The following is a 14,194-nucleotide window of genomic DNA, read 5'->3' as shown; positions in this document are numbered from 1 at the left end:
ACCTGCGACTTCGGCCCGGAACATCGGCCCCGCATCGCGCTGCGGGCCGACATCGACGCGCTGCCGATGCCGGACCTGACCGGTGCGCCGTACGCCTCGACGGTGCCGGGTGTGGCGCACGCCTGCGGTCATGACGCGCACACCGCGATCCTGCTGGGCACCGCGCTGGCGCTGGCGCCGGCACCAGAGTTGCCGGTCGCGGTGCGGCTGATCTTCCAGCCCGCCGAGGAGCTGATGCCCGGCGGCGCGCTCGACGCCATCAAGGCCGGGGTGCTGACCGGGGTCAGCCGGATCTTCGCTCTGCACTGCGATCCCCGGCTTTCGGTCGGCCGGGTCGCGATCACGGCCGGACCGATCACCTCGGCCGCCGACAGGATCGAGATCAGGCTGTCTTCGCCCGGCGGGCACACTTCTCGGCCGCATCTGACCGCCGACCTGGTCTACGGGCTGGGCACGCTGATCACCGGGCTGCCCGGGGTGTTATCGCGGCGCATCGACCCGCGCAACAGCACCGTCCTGGTGTGGGGCGCGGTCAATGCCGGGGTGGCCGCCAACGCCATCCCGCAGAGCGGGACGCTGGCCGGCACCGTCCGCACGGCCAGCCGGAAGACGTGGCAGAACCTGGAGGGCATCCTCGGCGAGGCGGTCTCCGCGCTGCTGTCTCCGCTGGGTGTCAAGCACAACCTGCACTACCATCGCGGCGTGCCGCCGGTGGTCAACGAAGAGGTTTCGACGCGGATCATCAGCCACGCCATCGAAGCCTTGGGTTCCGATGTGCTGGCCGACACCCGGCAGTCCGGTGGCGGCGAGGACTTCTCTTGGTACTTAGAGGAGGTCCCCGGCGCCATGGCGCGCCTGGGCGTGTGGTCGGGTCAGGGGCCGCAGGTGGACCTGCACCAGCCCACGTTCGACCTCGACGAGCGCGCCCTGGCGATCGGGGTGCGGCTGATGGCCAACATCGTCGAGCATTCGGCTGCGTTCTAACTTGCCTAGCCCTGTTGACGTGCCGCGAGCACTTCGTCGGCCACCGCCAGGGCCAGCGCCATGATCGACAACTGCGGATTCACCTTCGGGCAGCTCGGCAAGATCGACGCGTCGGCCACCCAGACGCCGTCGACACCGCGCAGCCGCCCGGTCTCGTCGACCGGGCACCGCTGTTCGTCGGTGCCGGCGGCCGCCGTGCCGGTCGGGTGAAATGCGGCCAGGTGCAGGCTCTTCGGGTTGGCCCGGCGCAGCACGTCACGCAGCGCATCAACCGAGGTGACCGTGGTCTCCGTCGGCAGTCCGGTGAGCACCTCGACCGCGCCCGCGGCGAACAGCAGCCGACCCATCGCCTCGAGTCCGACCATCAGCTTGGCGGCGTCGGCTCGGGTGATGTCGTAGCGCACCAGCGTGTCGCCGCGCGTCTTGAGCACCCGGCCCACGCCCCGGTCGGCGACCATCGCCCCGAACGTGGCGATCTGCGGGGCGCGGTCCAGCCAGTCGAGCAGCTCGCGTCCGTATCCGGGCAACATCATCGACCCCATCCCCGGCGGGGTGGAGGTCGCCTCGATCAGCACGCCGTCGGATTCGTGCAGTTCGTGCACGGCGGCGCTCTGCAGCACCCCGCGCCACGCGTAGACATCATCGGCGAACCGACCGGCCACCCCGGCCGCGGGATGCAGCGCCAGGTTGCGACCGAGTCGTGGATGAGCGCCAAGGCCACTGCGCCACAACAGCTTCGGTGTCTCGGTTGCCCCCGCGGCGACGACGACGGTGGACGCGAGGACATCGACCGCCGTCCCGTCCGGGCGGCGCGCCCGCACACCGCGGGCCCGTCCGTCCTCATGCAGCACCCGTTCGACGCGGGCGTCGGCGAGGATGTGCGCCCCGGCCGCGCAGGCCTGCGGCAGCGCGTTGAGGTGCACTCCGAACTTGGCGTTGCGCGGGCAGCCGATCGCGCACTGACAGCACGCGTCGCAGCCCGGCGCGTTGCGCGGGATGGGCGCGGCGTCCCAGCCCAGCGTCTGCGCCGCGTCCAGCAGCAGCCGCCCATTGCGCCCCATGATGTCCAGTGGGACTGACCCCACCTGCAGCGTCTGCTCGACGTCGTCGAGGTGTCCGGCGAGGCGCTCCGGGTCGGCCAGCCGCAGGCCGAACTCGTCGCGCCAGTGCTGCTGGACCTGTAGCGGCGGGCGGTAACAGGTGCCGGAGTTGACGACGGTGGTGCCGCCCACTGCCCGGCCGATCGGCAGCACCACCGCCGGGCGGCCCAACGCGATGGTGGCCCCAGCGCCGCGGTACAGCCCGGCGTAACGATCGATCGGGTGACGGGTGCGGAACTCCTCGACCGTCCAGCGCCGGCCCTCCTCGAGCACGACGGTGGCCAGGCCGGCCCGGGCCAGGGTGCGGGCCGCCATCGCGCCGCCGGCACCGGAGCCGACGATCACCGCGTCGGCCGCCAGCACTGACGAGGTCTCGGTCGCAGACGTGACTCTCAGGGCCGCGTCGGGGCGGGCCACGCCGTGCTCGGTGGCGCGGGCCAGCAGCTCTGCGGCATAGGCATCGGCGCCATTGCTGAGCAGCACAGCGGCTTTGAGGCCCTCGATGGCGGCGGCGGCCTCGGGAGACAGCGCGGCCACCCGGCGCAACACCGCGGCGCGTGCGTCCGGCCGCAATCGTGTCAGGGCCCGGCCGGTAGCCAGGTAGCTTGCGCCTGCCAGGACCAGCAGTCCTGCCCGCATCGCCAACCGCGATGTGGTCGGCAGCTGCGAGACGTACCGGTCGACCCGCTGGACCAGCTGCGCCGGTGACGGGCCGCCAAGCTCGTCGGGAAGCAGCGCGGCACCCACCGCGGCCATCGCCCGATCGGACAGGCGAGTCATGACATCGGCTGCAGTTGCGGCCTGCTCCGCCGTCGTCCGAGCCGGCGACCAAGCTTGATGAAGAACGGGTAGGTTGCGAAGATGCCGCCGGCCGCAGCGTGCACGGGCCAACCGAGGTCGGTGGTGTCCACTTCGAAAACGCCGCTGTTCCACATGAAGTCGCGTCCGTTGCGCGCCCGGAACGGCCGCCACAGCAGTCCCAGACCGGGCACGTTGTGATACAGCCCGAACGACGTCCCGAAAAACACCCCCAGCGTGGCGGCTTCGGCGGCGTCGCGTTGTTCGGCCGGCAGCGTGCGCTCGATCAGCACGCCGGCGGCGACGAGCATCGGCGGATCGAACAAGAAGCTCATGACGGTGTCCTTTCATTAACGGCCGGCGCGTCCTTACCGCGCAGACCCACCTCGGCGTGCCCGGTGCCCAGCACCGACCAGCGGCGGTCACCGACCTGTACGTGGATATCGGCCTGCTCGGTGTTGGTGCACACCGCGGTGCCGCCGTCGGGGTCGGTGTAGCCCAGGCTGACGCACCGCTGCTCGGGTTGGTCGACGCGGATCAGCACGTCGCGGCGACCGATGCGGCCCTCCAGTTGCCAGTGCCGCACACCGAGCGTGGTGCGCAGCCGCAGCGCCGCCGGGCCGGTGGGCCAATCCCTGCCGTCGAGGCGGAAACGCAGGAACGCCAACGGCGGCAGCTTGCGCAGACCGGGGGTGTGCGAGACCGCGGTGACAACTTCCAGCACGTCGCCGCCACCGAGGTCGGTGTGAATCCAGCCCCACCGTTTGGCGTTGCCGTGTCCGTAGATGTGGGCCACCCCGCCGCGCCACCCGTCGATGTGCTGGGTTGCTCCGGCGACGGTCACCGAGCCGGCGAAGTTCGCCGTCGGGGCCAGCACCACCTGCGCCCCGGGCAGCAGTTCGCGCTCCCAGGCCGCTCGCGGGAAGGTCCACAGCGGCCTTCCGGTGTCCTCCCAGCGCAGAGCCCACCCCAGCGAGCCGGCCTGCCCGGTCAATTCCTGGACTGCGGCCCGCGCACCCGCGGCGTCGAACCAGGCGGTGCCGGTGGCGGGCCGGACCGGCGCGGGGCCGAACCGCTCGGTGCACGGCGGAGCGTCCGGCGGGAACCAGGTCGCCCAGCCGTGTCCGTAGGGGGAGGCTTGGCCGACGGGCGCGACGGTTTCGTAGTGCACCCACAACCCGGCTCGCGTCACGGGATCCGACAGCGTGGCGTACCAGACCTCCATCCGGCCGGCCGCGCCGCGCCAGCGCGGCGCCGCCGCCGAACGGCGCTCGTCGTCCATGGTCATCCCCGCATCGTTGGCTGCGTCGAAGCGCAGGGCTGTCGCGGTCCAGACGGGATCGTATCACCATGATTGACACATCAGTCATTAGAAATCTAGGGTGCGCTTATGTCCGGCGGCGCGGTGGCGCGAGTGTTGGTGCTGGAGGCGCCGCGCCGGCTGGTCGCCCGCAAGCTGCCGGTTCCCGAGGTCGGCGACGATGACGCGCTGGTGCGGGTCGCGGCCTGCGGATTGTGCGGCACCGACCATGAGCAGTACACCGGCGACATCGCCGGCGGGTTCGCGTTCGTGCCGGGGCATGAGACGGTAGGGACGGTCGAGGTGATCGGAGCGCGCGCGACCCAACGGTGGGGGGTGGCCGCCGGGGATCGGGTCGCGGTGGAGGTGTTTCAGTCGTGTCGGGCGTGTGCGGCCTGCCGGGCGGGCGAGTATCGGCACTGTGAACACCACGGCCTGGCCGACATGTACGGGTTCATCCCGGTGGATCGCCGGCCGGGTCTGTGGGGCGGCTACGCACAGTATCAGTACCTGGCGCCGGATTCGATGGTCCTTCCGGTGCCCGCCGAGCTCGATTCGGTGGTGGCGACGCTGTTCAACCCGCTGGGAGCAGGTATCCGCTGGGGCGCAACGATACCCGAAACCGGCCCTGGCGATGTCGTGGTGGTGCTGGGGCCGGGCGTGCGAGGATTGTGCGCCGCGGTCGCTGCCAAAGAGGCGGGTGCGGGGTTCGTGATGGTGACCGGGCTGGGTCCCGGCGATGCGCAGCGGCTGGCACTGGCGGGTGAGTTCGGGGCCGATTTGGCCGTCGACGTCGCTGTGAAGGATCCGGTTGCCGCGCTGCGTAAGGCGACCGGTGGACTGGCCGACGTGGTCGTCGACGTCACCGCCAAGGCGCCGGCGGCATTCGCTCAGGCGGTGGCGCTGGCGCGGGTCGGCGGCACGGTCGTCGTCGCCGGCACTCGTGGGTTCGACAGCGGGGCGCCCGGGTTTTCGCCGGATATGTTGGTGTTCAAGGAGTTACGCATCCTAGGTGCGCTCGGTGTCGATGTCACCGCGTATCGGGCGGCGCTTGAGCTGTTGGCGTCGGGACGGTATCCGTTTGCCGGCCTGCCGCGGCGCTGTGTCGGGCTCGACGACGCCGAGGACCTGCTGGCCACCATGGCCGGCGATGCCGGTGGTGTGCCGCCGGTGCACGGGGTGATCACGCCGTGACCGAAAGCCGTCTCCCCCGCCTGCCGGTCGGCGAGGCCAAGGCCGCCGCCGTCCAGGCGGGTGTGCCGGATTACATGGCCGAACTCAACATCTTCGCAGTGTTGTTGAATCACCCGCGGCTGGCCGCGGCGGTCAACGATCTGCTGGTGGCGATGCTCTGGGATGGGCTGCTCGACGTTCGGTTCCGGGAGCTGGCGATCATGCGGATCGGCTGGCTCACCGCCTCCGAATACGAGTGGGCACAGCATTGGCGCATCGCGCTGGGTGTGGGCATCACCGCTGACGACCTGCTCGGCGTGCGGGATTGGCCGCACCACGACGGCTTCGGCCCGGCCGATCGGGCGGTGCTGGCAGCCACCGACGACATGGTGCGCGACGGTGCCATCAGCACCGAGAGCTGGGCGGCGTGCGAATGCGAATTCGGCGATCCGGCCGTGCTCATCGAAATGGTCACCGCCATCGGAGCGTGGCGGATGATCGCCTCGATCCTGCAGAGCTTGCGGGTTCCCCTGGAGGACGGGGTGGCGAGCTGGCCGCCCGACGGCCAGGCGCCAAGTCCCAAGAAGTGGAGATGACTTTCCGCTTCGTGGTTTACCAGCGAGTTGGTCGATTCGGTCAAGGTGTCGAACCGCCAGGATCAGGAGGCGAGGCGGTGGTTACCACGTCGACCGGCCGGGGCAGCGACATCCGACACCGGTATCCCAGGGTCATGTTGGCTGCCACGCTCAAGCTCGCCGGAACGTCTGGCTTCACCGTGCTGGAGGAGGTCACCGGTGTCGGTGACACCTGTTGGGCCGACGAAGTGTTCGCGGCAGGTCAGCGGGCCTCGGGGGGGTAGGGATGGTTCGGGTGCGCAGGCGTGGTCGGGTGATCGGTTGGGTCAGCGCTGCGGGGGTGTTGTTGGGGTTGGGGGTGACGCCGCCGTCGGCGCGGGCCGACGTTGTCGACGACGTGGTCGAGCAGGTCTTTGCGCCGTTCATCGACGCGGCCACCAACACCGTCGACTGGAATACGTTGGGCTCACCCGCGGCGTGGGAGGCGTTCTTGGCTCCCGCCCATTGGGATGCGGTCTTGGCCGACGTGGATGCCCCGGGCAGTGCCGGTGCGGCGGCTGGTCTGGGTGGCCAGATCACGCAGGCGGTGCAGGCCGACGTCTATCTGCCGGTGCATACGGCCCTGCAAGACTGGATTCACAGCTCGACCGGTGAACAGGTCGACAACGCGATCAATTCGGCGACCGGAGTGTTTTTGATCGGTGACGGTGCGCCTGGCACGCAAGCACATCCCGACGGCGGCATGGGCGGGCTGCTCTTCGGTGACGGCGGTGCCGGCTGGAACTCGACGGTCGCCGGTGCGGCCGGTGGTGACGGCGGGGCGGCCGGGGGCATCGGCAACGGTGGTGCCGGCGGGTCCGGTGGGCTCGGCGCCGACGGCGGGGCCGGTGGTGCCGGTGGCGAGTTGTGGGGCGACGGCGGCGACGGTGGTGCCGGCGGCAGCAGCAGCGCAGGCAGCGATGCTCTGCCGGCCCTCGGCGGCGCGGGCGGTGACGGCGGCTTGCTCGGCGCTCACGGCGCGGTCGGTCACTACGGCGCGCTGGCCTCCTCGAGTGTTGGCCCGCCGCCGCAGGTCAGGAGCACCGACGACGGACTGGTGCTGCCCATCACGGCCACCGGAAGCTGGCTCACCGATGCCGACGGAAAAGTCGTCGTATGGCACGGCATCAACATCGAATCCACCCACTTCTCCAACACCGACGCAGCGTTTTTGGCCGCCAACGGCTTCAACGCGGCCCGGCTGCCCGTTGCTTGGAATGTCTTGGAGCCCGAGCCGGGCGTCTTCAACAACGCCTACCTGGCCTCGATCGACCAGACCGTGCAGACCCTGGGGAGCCACGGCATCGTCACCGACCTCGTCATGAGCCAGGGCCTCTACAGCGCCGAGTTCGGAGGTGGAACCGCGCCGGCGTGGGCGGTACAAACCGGCGGGCTACCCAACCTCTTCCCCGGCGATTTCCCGTACACCTACGTCCTCGACCCCGCGCAGAATCATGCCTGGGATGCGTTCTGGTCCAACGCCAGCACACCGGATGGCGTCCGACTGGAGAACAGCTATGCGCAGATGATGGAAGACGTTGCGAACTACTTCAAAGACAACCCCGACGTGGCCGGCCTGGAGATCATGAACGAGCCGTGGCCGGGCTCGCAGTGGCTGCCGACCTTGTTGGGCAGCCCGTACTTCGAGGCGCAGGAGCTGACTCCGTTCTACAACCAGGTGGACTCGGCGATTAGGGCCGTCGACCCGACCACACCGGTGTTCTTCGAACCAGAAAGTTTGTTCAACCAGTTCCCGGTGCCCACCCACCTGGGCACGGTCAACGATCCGAACAGCGTCTTTGCGGTTCACCCCTACTGCCTCACGACGGAGCTTTTCGACGCCAGCTTCGGTTGCTTGGCGGACGCGCAGTTGATCGACGGGTTGGCGGTCGATTACGCGAAGGCACATGACATGCCGGCCGTGATAACCGAGTTCGGATCCACCGACAACCTCACATCCCTTACCGATTCGATGCAGGTCGCCAATCAGCACGGGCTGAGCTGGCTGGAATTCGCCTTTAACGCCAGCGGCAACGAAGCCGTCGGGCAGCCGGACCTGGTCTACGACGTCCACCAGCCACCGGTCGGCGACAACGTCGACACCGCCAAGCTGGCGTTACTCGCCGAGCCGTATCCGCAGGTGGTTGCCGGCACCCCCATTTCCTGGGCGTTTCACGACGGCGTTTTCCAGCTGAGCTACTCCACCGCGATGGCCAGCGGTGACGGCAGCTTCCCGGTGGGCTCGCAGACCGACATCTCGGTGCCGGCGGTCGAGTACCCGAACGGCTACCAGGTGAGCATCACCGGCGGACACGTGGTCTCGGCCGCCAACGCTCCCGAACTGGTCATCGCGTCAGACGATGGCGCAAGCACCGTCAACGTCACGGTGAGCCCCGCCGCAGCTAGCACACCAGGAGCTGGGTAAAAATAGCGACACTCGGCCAGCAGCTGTCAACCCCGACCTGTCGCTTCGCTTCGTCGGTGGGATCGCCGGCACCGCCGTGGTCGCGGTCGGGCGGCTGGAACAGGTCAGCGGTGGCGTGGCCGCGGGCGCCATCACCGTGCGGTCCGGCAGCGAGATCGTCGCGGCCGGCGTCTGCTCACCGTGTGTGCCTGATACCGCGATGGCGGCGGGCTCGCTCAACAGGCGGCGGAGCGCCCGGGGTGTGGATGGGCATTGTGCGGCGGGGTGCTGCGCGGGTCGCCGGAGTGCGCGCGACAGCAGCTGCGGTGGCCGCGGCGGTGCCGGCCCCGGCGGCGCGAGCCGACGTCGTGGATGTGATGATCGACCAGATCGTTGATCCGGTGTTGAGTGCGGCCGGTGGCAGCGTCGGGGTGGTCGATGGTGGGGCGGTCGCCGCTGGTGTGGGCGGGGTCGCTGATGCGGGCGTGGCCGCGGATGCGACGTCGGGGCTGGATTCGCTGTTGGTGGGGATCGTCGATGAGCTCAATGCCGCGGTCAATGGGGTGGCTCAGGCTTGGGTCACCGGCCCGGTCGGGCAGGCGTTGGATCCGATCATCAACGCGCCGTGGGTGTATGTGTTCGGCGTCGATCTGATCGGCAATGGCATCAACGGTTTCACCGGGACCAACGATTCGCTGTTGGGCAGCTTGGGGATCTTGCCCAGCAAGTTCACCTTGGGTGCCGGCGGGCTTTTGTTCGGTAACGGTGGCATCGGGGCCCCCGGGGTGGCCGGGGGTCGATGGGGGGGCCGGCGGTCCCGGCGGCATCGGCGCGGTCGCGGAGTTGTTCGGTAACGCCGGTGCCGGCGGTGCCGGCGGTGCCGGCGGTGCCGGCAGCGAGGGTGCCTACCCCGGCAGCCCGGCGGGGCCGGTGGTGGCGGCGGTGCCGGTGGGGTCGGCGGAGTGGCAGGATATTTCTTCGGGTACGCCGGCGCCGACGGCAACGGTGGTGGCGGTGGTGAGGGTGGTGACGGCGGTGTCGATGTCACCGGCGGTGACGGCGGGTCTGGCGGCGCTGGCGGGTCTGGCACCATCGGCGGTGACGGTGGGGCTGGCGGGTCCGGCGGCCCCGACATCAACGGAAAGCCCGGTGAGCCAGGCAGCCCCGGCACGACTCCCGCCGACACTATCGGCGGTGCCCGCGGCGCAGTACCGGCACTGAGGACTCGTTAGGCGTTCGATCCTGGGCACTTTCTGACGCAAGTTTCTCCCGCGCAGCGAAATAAATATCACTATGATCTTCGGGTCTCGATGTCCCACGATTGGAGTCGTGCCGTGCGCCATTGTGGTCGCAAAAAATGCGCTATCGGCCCGGGCCGTCGGGAGGGAGTCGGCGTTGCCGGCATCGGTCGAGCTTTCGGTGCCATGTTGGCCGCGGCGATGATCCTGGCGGTCACCGCCCCTGCTGCCCGCGCCGACATCGCCGACCTCATCATGGCCATCGACCCCGCGGTGGCCGCGGCAGATCCGAGCGCTGCCGCCGCTGCCTCCGACCCGGGCTTCAACTTCGGCGTGGGCGACACCGGCGATCTGAACCCGGGCAGCGGAAACATCGGCGATCTGAACCCGGGCAGCGGAAACATCGGCGATCTCAACCCGGGCAGCGGAAACACCGGCATTTTGAACCCGGGCAGCGGAAACACCGGCGATCTCAACCCGGGCAGCGGAAACATCGGCGACCTGAACCCGGGCAGCGGAAACACCGGCGACTACAACCTCGGTAACGGAAACACCGGCAATCTGAACTTCGGCAGCGGAAACACCGGCGACGACAACGTCGGCTTCGGAAACACCGGCGACAGAAACTTCGGTAACGGAAACACCGGCGACACGAACTTCGGCATCGGAAACACCGGTAGTGACGATATCGGCGGCGGAAACACCGGTGGCCACGATATCGGCTTCGGGAACAGCGGCAGCCACGACATCGGCATCGGCTGCACGGGCGATGGCCAATTTGGCTGCTTCAACCTGAACTCGGGCAGCGGAAATTTAGGCTTCGGGAACTCGGGCACCGATAACTGGGGCTTCTTCAACTCCGGCCACCACAACATCGGCGCCGGGAGCTCCTTAACCGACGGATCTGGGCTTTTAAGCGTGGATTTCGGCTCCTCGGGTTACCGCGACTCAGGCTTCGGGAACTCGGGCTACCTGGACACGGGCATCGGAAACTCGGGCTACATCAACACCGGCATCGGAAACTCGGGTGGCGCCAACTCGCCGGACGAACCCTGGCAACAACCCCCGTTACACGAACCCCCGCCGGGCGGCCTGAACACCGGCATCTTCAACTCGGGCGCACTGGACACGGGCATTGCAAACTCGGGCGCTATCGCCACGGTGCACGAACCGACCTCGGGCGCCGTCAGCACGGTGGTCGGCGACACGGGCGCGTTCAACTCCGGCAGCGGTAATTTCGGGTTCTTCAACGCGGGCGACGTCAACGCCGGCACCTTCAATGCCGGCAACACGAACACCTTCGGCTTCAACTCCGGCGACGTCAACACCGGTTGGGGGAACTCGGGCGACACCAACACGGGCGCCTTCAACTCGGGCAACCTCAACACGGGACTCTTCGGCTCAACCACCCCGGTGGGCGTTGTCAACTCGGGCTGGGATCAATCGGGCACCGGTCTGTCGGGCTATGCGAACAACGGCCACGATGATTCGGGTTTCGACCAAGACTACCACGAGACCTATGTCATCGGTGACTCGGGCCTGGAGAACGAGGGCAGCTATGACTCGGGTGTCATCAACGTGGGCGACGACGACTCGGGCCTCAGAAACACCGGCCCCCTCCCCATCGACAACCAACCAGGCGACTCGCCGGGCTTCAACTCCGGGCTCGGAAACGCGGGAACCTACGCCTCGGGTCTGATCGACGCGGGCACCGATGTCTCGGGCACCCTGAACTTCGCTCACCCGGACAGCTACCCATACGGACAGGTCTCGGGCATCCTCGACTCGGATGATCAAACATCGGGTTGGCTCCACTAAGCCCCACTACGTCCACTAAGGCAGAGGTTCCCTTGGCGGGCATTCCCGGCCCAGCCGTGGGATGGCCTGAGCCTCGACCCGGAGCTGTTCACCCAAGGATAAGGTGTGCTGATGCCAATCGATCCCAGGACTCCGGTGCTGATCGGCGCCGGTCAGGTCAGTCAGCGCGACGGTGACCTCGACCCGGTGGGGTTGATGGCGATGGCCGCTCGGCGGGCCGGCGACGCCCGCATGCTGGAAGCGGTCGATTCGATCCGTGTCGTGAATCTGCTGTCCTGGCGCTATCGCGACCCCGGGCTGCTGGTCGGTCAGCAGATCGGCGCCAAGAACTTCTCGACGTGCTACAGCGGCGTGGGCGGCAACGTTCCCCAGTCGCTGCTGAACCAGGCCTGCCTGGACGTCCAGCGGGGACGGTCCGACGTCGTGCTGATCGGCGGCGCCGAATGTTGGCGCACCAAAATGCGGTTGCGCGCCGACGGCAAGAAACCGCAGTGGCCGTCCCAGGACGACTCGGTGCCGGTTGCCGAGGGCGTTGGCGACAACGTCCCGCTGGCGGGACCGGCCGAACTGCGCATCGAACTCATCCAGCCTGTGCATGTGTACCCGATGTTCGAGCAGGCGTTGCGAATAGCCGCCGGCGAGTCACCGGACCAGCACCGTCGCCGAATCGGTGAGCTGTGGGCGCAGTTCAGTGCGATCGCCGCAGGCAATCCGAATGCCTGGAGCACTGAAGTCGTCCCAGCGGAACAGATTTGGCAGCCCGGGCCGAACAATCGGATGATCAGTTGGCCCTACACCAAGTTGATGAACTCCAACAACATGGTCGATCAGGGCGCGGTCATGATCCTGGCGTCCGCCGAAGCCGCCGAGCGGCTCAAGATTGCGTCGGATCGGTGGGTCTTCCCCTATGCCGGAACCGATGCACACGACACGTACGCGCTCGGTGAACGCCTCGACTACCACCGGTCACCGGCGATCCGGACCGCGGCCAGGCGCGTACTGGAACTGGCCGGGCGCGGCGTCGACGACGTCGAGTTCGTGGACATCTACTCGTGTTTCCCCTCCGCGGTTCAGATCGCGGCGGCCGAAGTCGGCCTTCCGGTGGGCGATCGCAAGCGTCCGCTGACGGTGACCGGCGGCATGACTTTCGCCGGGGGACCGTGGAACAACTACGTCACCCACTCCATCGCAACCATGGCCGGGTGCCTGATCGAGAACCCCGGCAGTGTGGGGTTGATCACCGCCAACGGCGGCTACCTCACCAAACACAGCATCGGCGTCTACGGAACCACGCCACCCGACACCGAATTCCGCTGGGAAGACGTGCAATCGGAGGTCGACCGCCAGCCGGCCCGCACGGCCGTCGAGGCGTGGGAGGGCATCGGCACCATCGAGACGTGGACCGCACCGTTCGACCGCGATGGGCGTCCTGAGAAAGCGTTCATCGCCGTGCGCACGCCTGAGGACGCGCGGACGCTGGCGGTGCTCACCGCTGCCGGCGATGCGCAGACAAGCGTGCGTGACGACATCGCGGGCGCCAAGGTTGCCGTTCACGCCGACGGCACGGCCACGCTGGCATAGCTGGGATAGCGCGCCGTGGGTCCGCTAAGTCGTGTCGTGCGCGTCGCCGCGGCAGCCGAATCAGACGATCCGGTAGGTCTGCACCGCGTGCGCGACCACGTTGCCCTCGGCGTCGGTGGCGGTGATCTCGGTGAACGTCAGTTCCTTGCGCCGCCGCACGGTTCGGCCGTGGCACAGCAGGTCCGACCGCTTGGCGGCACCGACGTACTGGATGCTCATCGCGACCGTCGAGGCCCGCACGCCCTTGTCGAAGTCGTGGTTCGACCAGGCCGCCGCGGCGCCTGCGGTGTCCATCACCGACGCGATGACCCCGCCGTGGAAGTAGATGCCGTCGTTGGTCAGGTCGTCGCGGAACGGCAGCCGGATGGTGACGGAGTCGGGCTCGTAGCGGTCGAAGACGATGCCGAGGCCGGCCAGAAACGGCGTGGTCGGCATGAGCTCGCGGATCGCCTGGCGGCGCTTGCGCTGCTGTTCGTCGGTCAACTGCTGGGCCATAGCAGGCACAGTAGCGCACTCGATTGACATGTCAATCAATAACTCGTAGCTTCGTGTTGTGCGGACGAGAGTAGCCGAGTTGCTCGGCGTGGAATTTCCGATCTGTGCGTTCAGTCACTGTCGCGACGTCGTGGCGGCGGTGTCAAAAGCCGGTGGATTCGGGATTCTTGGCGCCGTGGCGCACAGCCCGGCCCGGCTGGAAACCGAGCTGACCTGGATCGAGGAGCAGACCGGCGGCCTGCCCTACGGGGTGGACCTGCTCTTGCCCCCCAAGTATGTGGGCGCCGACGAAGGAGGGATCGACGCCGGACAGATCCAAGACCTGCTGCCCGCCGAGCACCGCGCGTTCCTCGACGACTTGCTGGTCCGCTATGACATCCCGGTGCCCGACGACGAACACCGGCTGCCGATCAAAGCCGGACTGCGGGTGTCGCCCAAGGGCTACGAACCACTGCTCGACGTCGCCTTTGCGCACGACATCCGGTTGATTGCCAGCGCGCTCGGGCCACCACCGGCCGACCTGGTGGAACGCGCCCACGCCAACGAGGTCGTCGTGGCGGCGCTGGCCGGCGCCAAGCAGCATGCGGTGCGGCACGCCGACGCGGGCGTCGACCTCATCGTCGCGCAGGGCACCGAGGCCGGCGGGCACACCGGCGAGGTGTCGACGATGGTGCTGGTTCCCGAGGTCG

At 68.5% G+C, this 14,194-nt stretch carries 14 protein-coding genes; 10 read left to right on the top strand and 4 right to left on the bottom strand.

Annotated features, from left to right (window positions below; translation table 11 throughout):
• Nucleotides 1-984 (top strand): amidohydrolase (locus tag AC2VON_RS05130; protein ID WP_486951962.1); only part of this gene is annotated, 984 nt, incomplete at its 5' end.
• A gap of 5 nt (nt 985-989) precedes the next feature.
• Here the strand turns inward: AC2VON_RS05130 and AC2VON_RS05125 are convergent.
• The 3 genes from AC2VON_RS05125 to AC2VON_RS05115 are packed head-to-tail and all read right to left on the bottom strand — an operon-like array spanning nt 990 to nt 4,164.
• Entirely contained in the window at nt 990-2,864 is a 1,875-nt protein-coding gene (locus AC2VON_RS05125) for a GMC family oxidoreductase N-terminal domain-containing protein (RefSeq protein ID WP_486951961.1), read from the bottom strand.
• The gene (locus AC2VON_RS05120) at nt 2,861-3,217 is read right to left on the bottom strand and encodes a hypothetical protein (RefSeq protein WP_486951960.1); all 357 of its coding nucleotides are present in this window, start codon (nt 3,215-3,217) and stop codon (nt 2,861-2,863) included. The genes AC2VON_RS05125 and AC2VON_RS05120 overlap by 4 nt, the downstream gene beginning before the upstream one ends.
• Nucleotides 3,214-4,164 (bottom strand): hypothetical protein, encoded by a 951-nt coding sequence (locus tag AC2VON_RS05115; RefSeq protein ID WP_486951963.1) that lies wholly within the window; start codon nt 4,162-4,164, stop codon nt 3,214-3,216. Before AC2VON_RS05115 ends, AC2VON_RS05120 begins: the two co-directional genes overlap by 4 nt.
• A gap of 108 nt (nt 4,165-4,272) precedes the next feature.
• Between AC2VON_RS05115 and AC2VON_RS05110 the strand changes: the two genes are divergently transcribed.
• The 8 genes from AC2VON_RS05110 to AC2VON_RS05075 all read left to right on the top strand — a co-directional run bounded on the left by AC2VON_RS05110 (nt 4,273) and on the right by AC2VON_RS05075 (nt 13,010).
• Nucleotides 4,273-5,376 (top strand): zinc-dependent alcohol dehydrogenase, encoded by a 1,104-nt coding sequence (locus AC2VON_RS05110; protein WP_486951959.1) that lies wholly within the window; start codon nt 4,273-4,275, stop codon nt 5,374-5,376.
• Nucleotides 5,373-5,951 (top strand): carboxymuconolactone decarboxylase family protein, encoded by a 579-nt coding sequence (locus AC2VON_RS05105; protein ID WP_486951958.1) that lies wholly within the window; start codon nt 5,373-5,375, stop codon nt 5,949-5,951. The genes AC2VON_RS05110 and AC2VON_RS05105 overlap by 4 nt, the downstream gene beginning before the upstream one ends.
• Before the next feature lie 77 nt (nt 5,952-6,028).
• A complete protein-coding gene (locus tag AC2VON_RS05100) occupies nt 6,029-6,214 on the top strand; it encodes a hypothetical protein (protein WP_486951957.1) in 186 nt (61 codons plus the stop codon).
• A gap of 11 nt (nt 6,215-6,225) precedes the next feature.
• A complete protein-coding gene (locus tag AC2VON_RS05095) occupies nt 6,226-8,394 on the top strand; it encodes a cellulase family glycosylhydrolase (protein ID WP_486951956.1) in 2,169 nt (722 codons plus the stop codon).
• A gap of 245 nt (nt 8,395-8,639) precedes the next feature.
• A complete protein-coding gene (locus AC2VON_RS05090; RefSeq protein WP_486951955.1) occupies nt 8,640-9,227 on the top strand; it encodes a hypothetical protein in 588 nt (195 codons plus the stop codon).
• Nucleotides 9,217-9,594 (top strand): hypothetical protein, encoded by a 378-nt coding sequence (locus AC2VON_RS05085; RefSeq protein ID WP_486951954.1) that lies wholly within the window; start codon nt 9,217-9,219, stop codon nt 9,592-9,594. Before AC2VON_RS05090 ends, AC2VON_RS05085 begins: the two co-directional genes overlap by 11 nt.
• Before the next feature lie 203 nt (nt 9,595-9,797).
• On the top strand, nt 9,798-11,429 hold the full coding sequence (locus AC2VON_RS05080; protein WP_486951953.1) for a beta strand repeat-containing protein: 1,632 nt from the start codon (nt 9,798-9,800) through the stop codon (nt 11,427-11,429).
• Between the two features lie 111 nt (nt 11,430-11,540).
• On the top strand, nt 11,541-13,010 hold the full coding sequence (locus AC2VON_RS05075; protein WP_486951952.1) for an acetyl-CoA acetyltransferase: 1,470 nt from the start codon (nt 11,541-11,543) through the stop codon (nt 13,008-13,010).
• A gap of 60 nt (nt 13,011-13,070) precedes the next feature.
• Here AC2VON_RS05075 and AC2VON_RS05070 read toward each other — a convergent pair whose 3' ends face one another.
• On the bottom strand, nt 13,071-13,505 hold the full coding sequence (locus tag AC2VON_RS05070; RefSeq protein WP_486951951.1) for a PaaI family thioesterase: 435 nt from the start codon (nt 13,503-13,505) through the stop codon (nt 13,071-13,073).
• A gap of 58 nt (nt 13,506-13,563) precedes the next feature.
• On the opposite strand from AC2VON_RS05070, the gene AC2VON_RS05065 reads away from it, so the two are divergent.
• A partial coding sequence (locus AC2VON_RS05065) for a nitronate monooxygenase (RefSeq protein ID WP_486951950.1) occupies nt 13,564-14,194 on the top strand: 631 nt, incomplete at its 3' end.

Source organism: Mycobacterium sp. TH-M82, from assembly GCF_057473605.1.
Note: the sequence above shows the minus strand (reverse complement) of the source record. Positions and strands in the feature narration are given on the sequence as shown.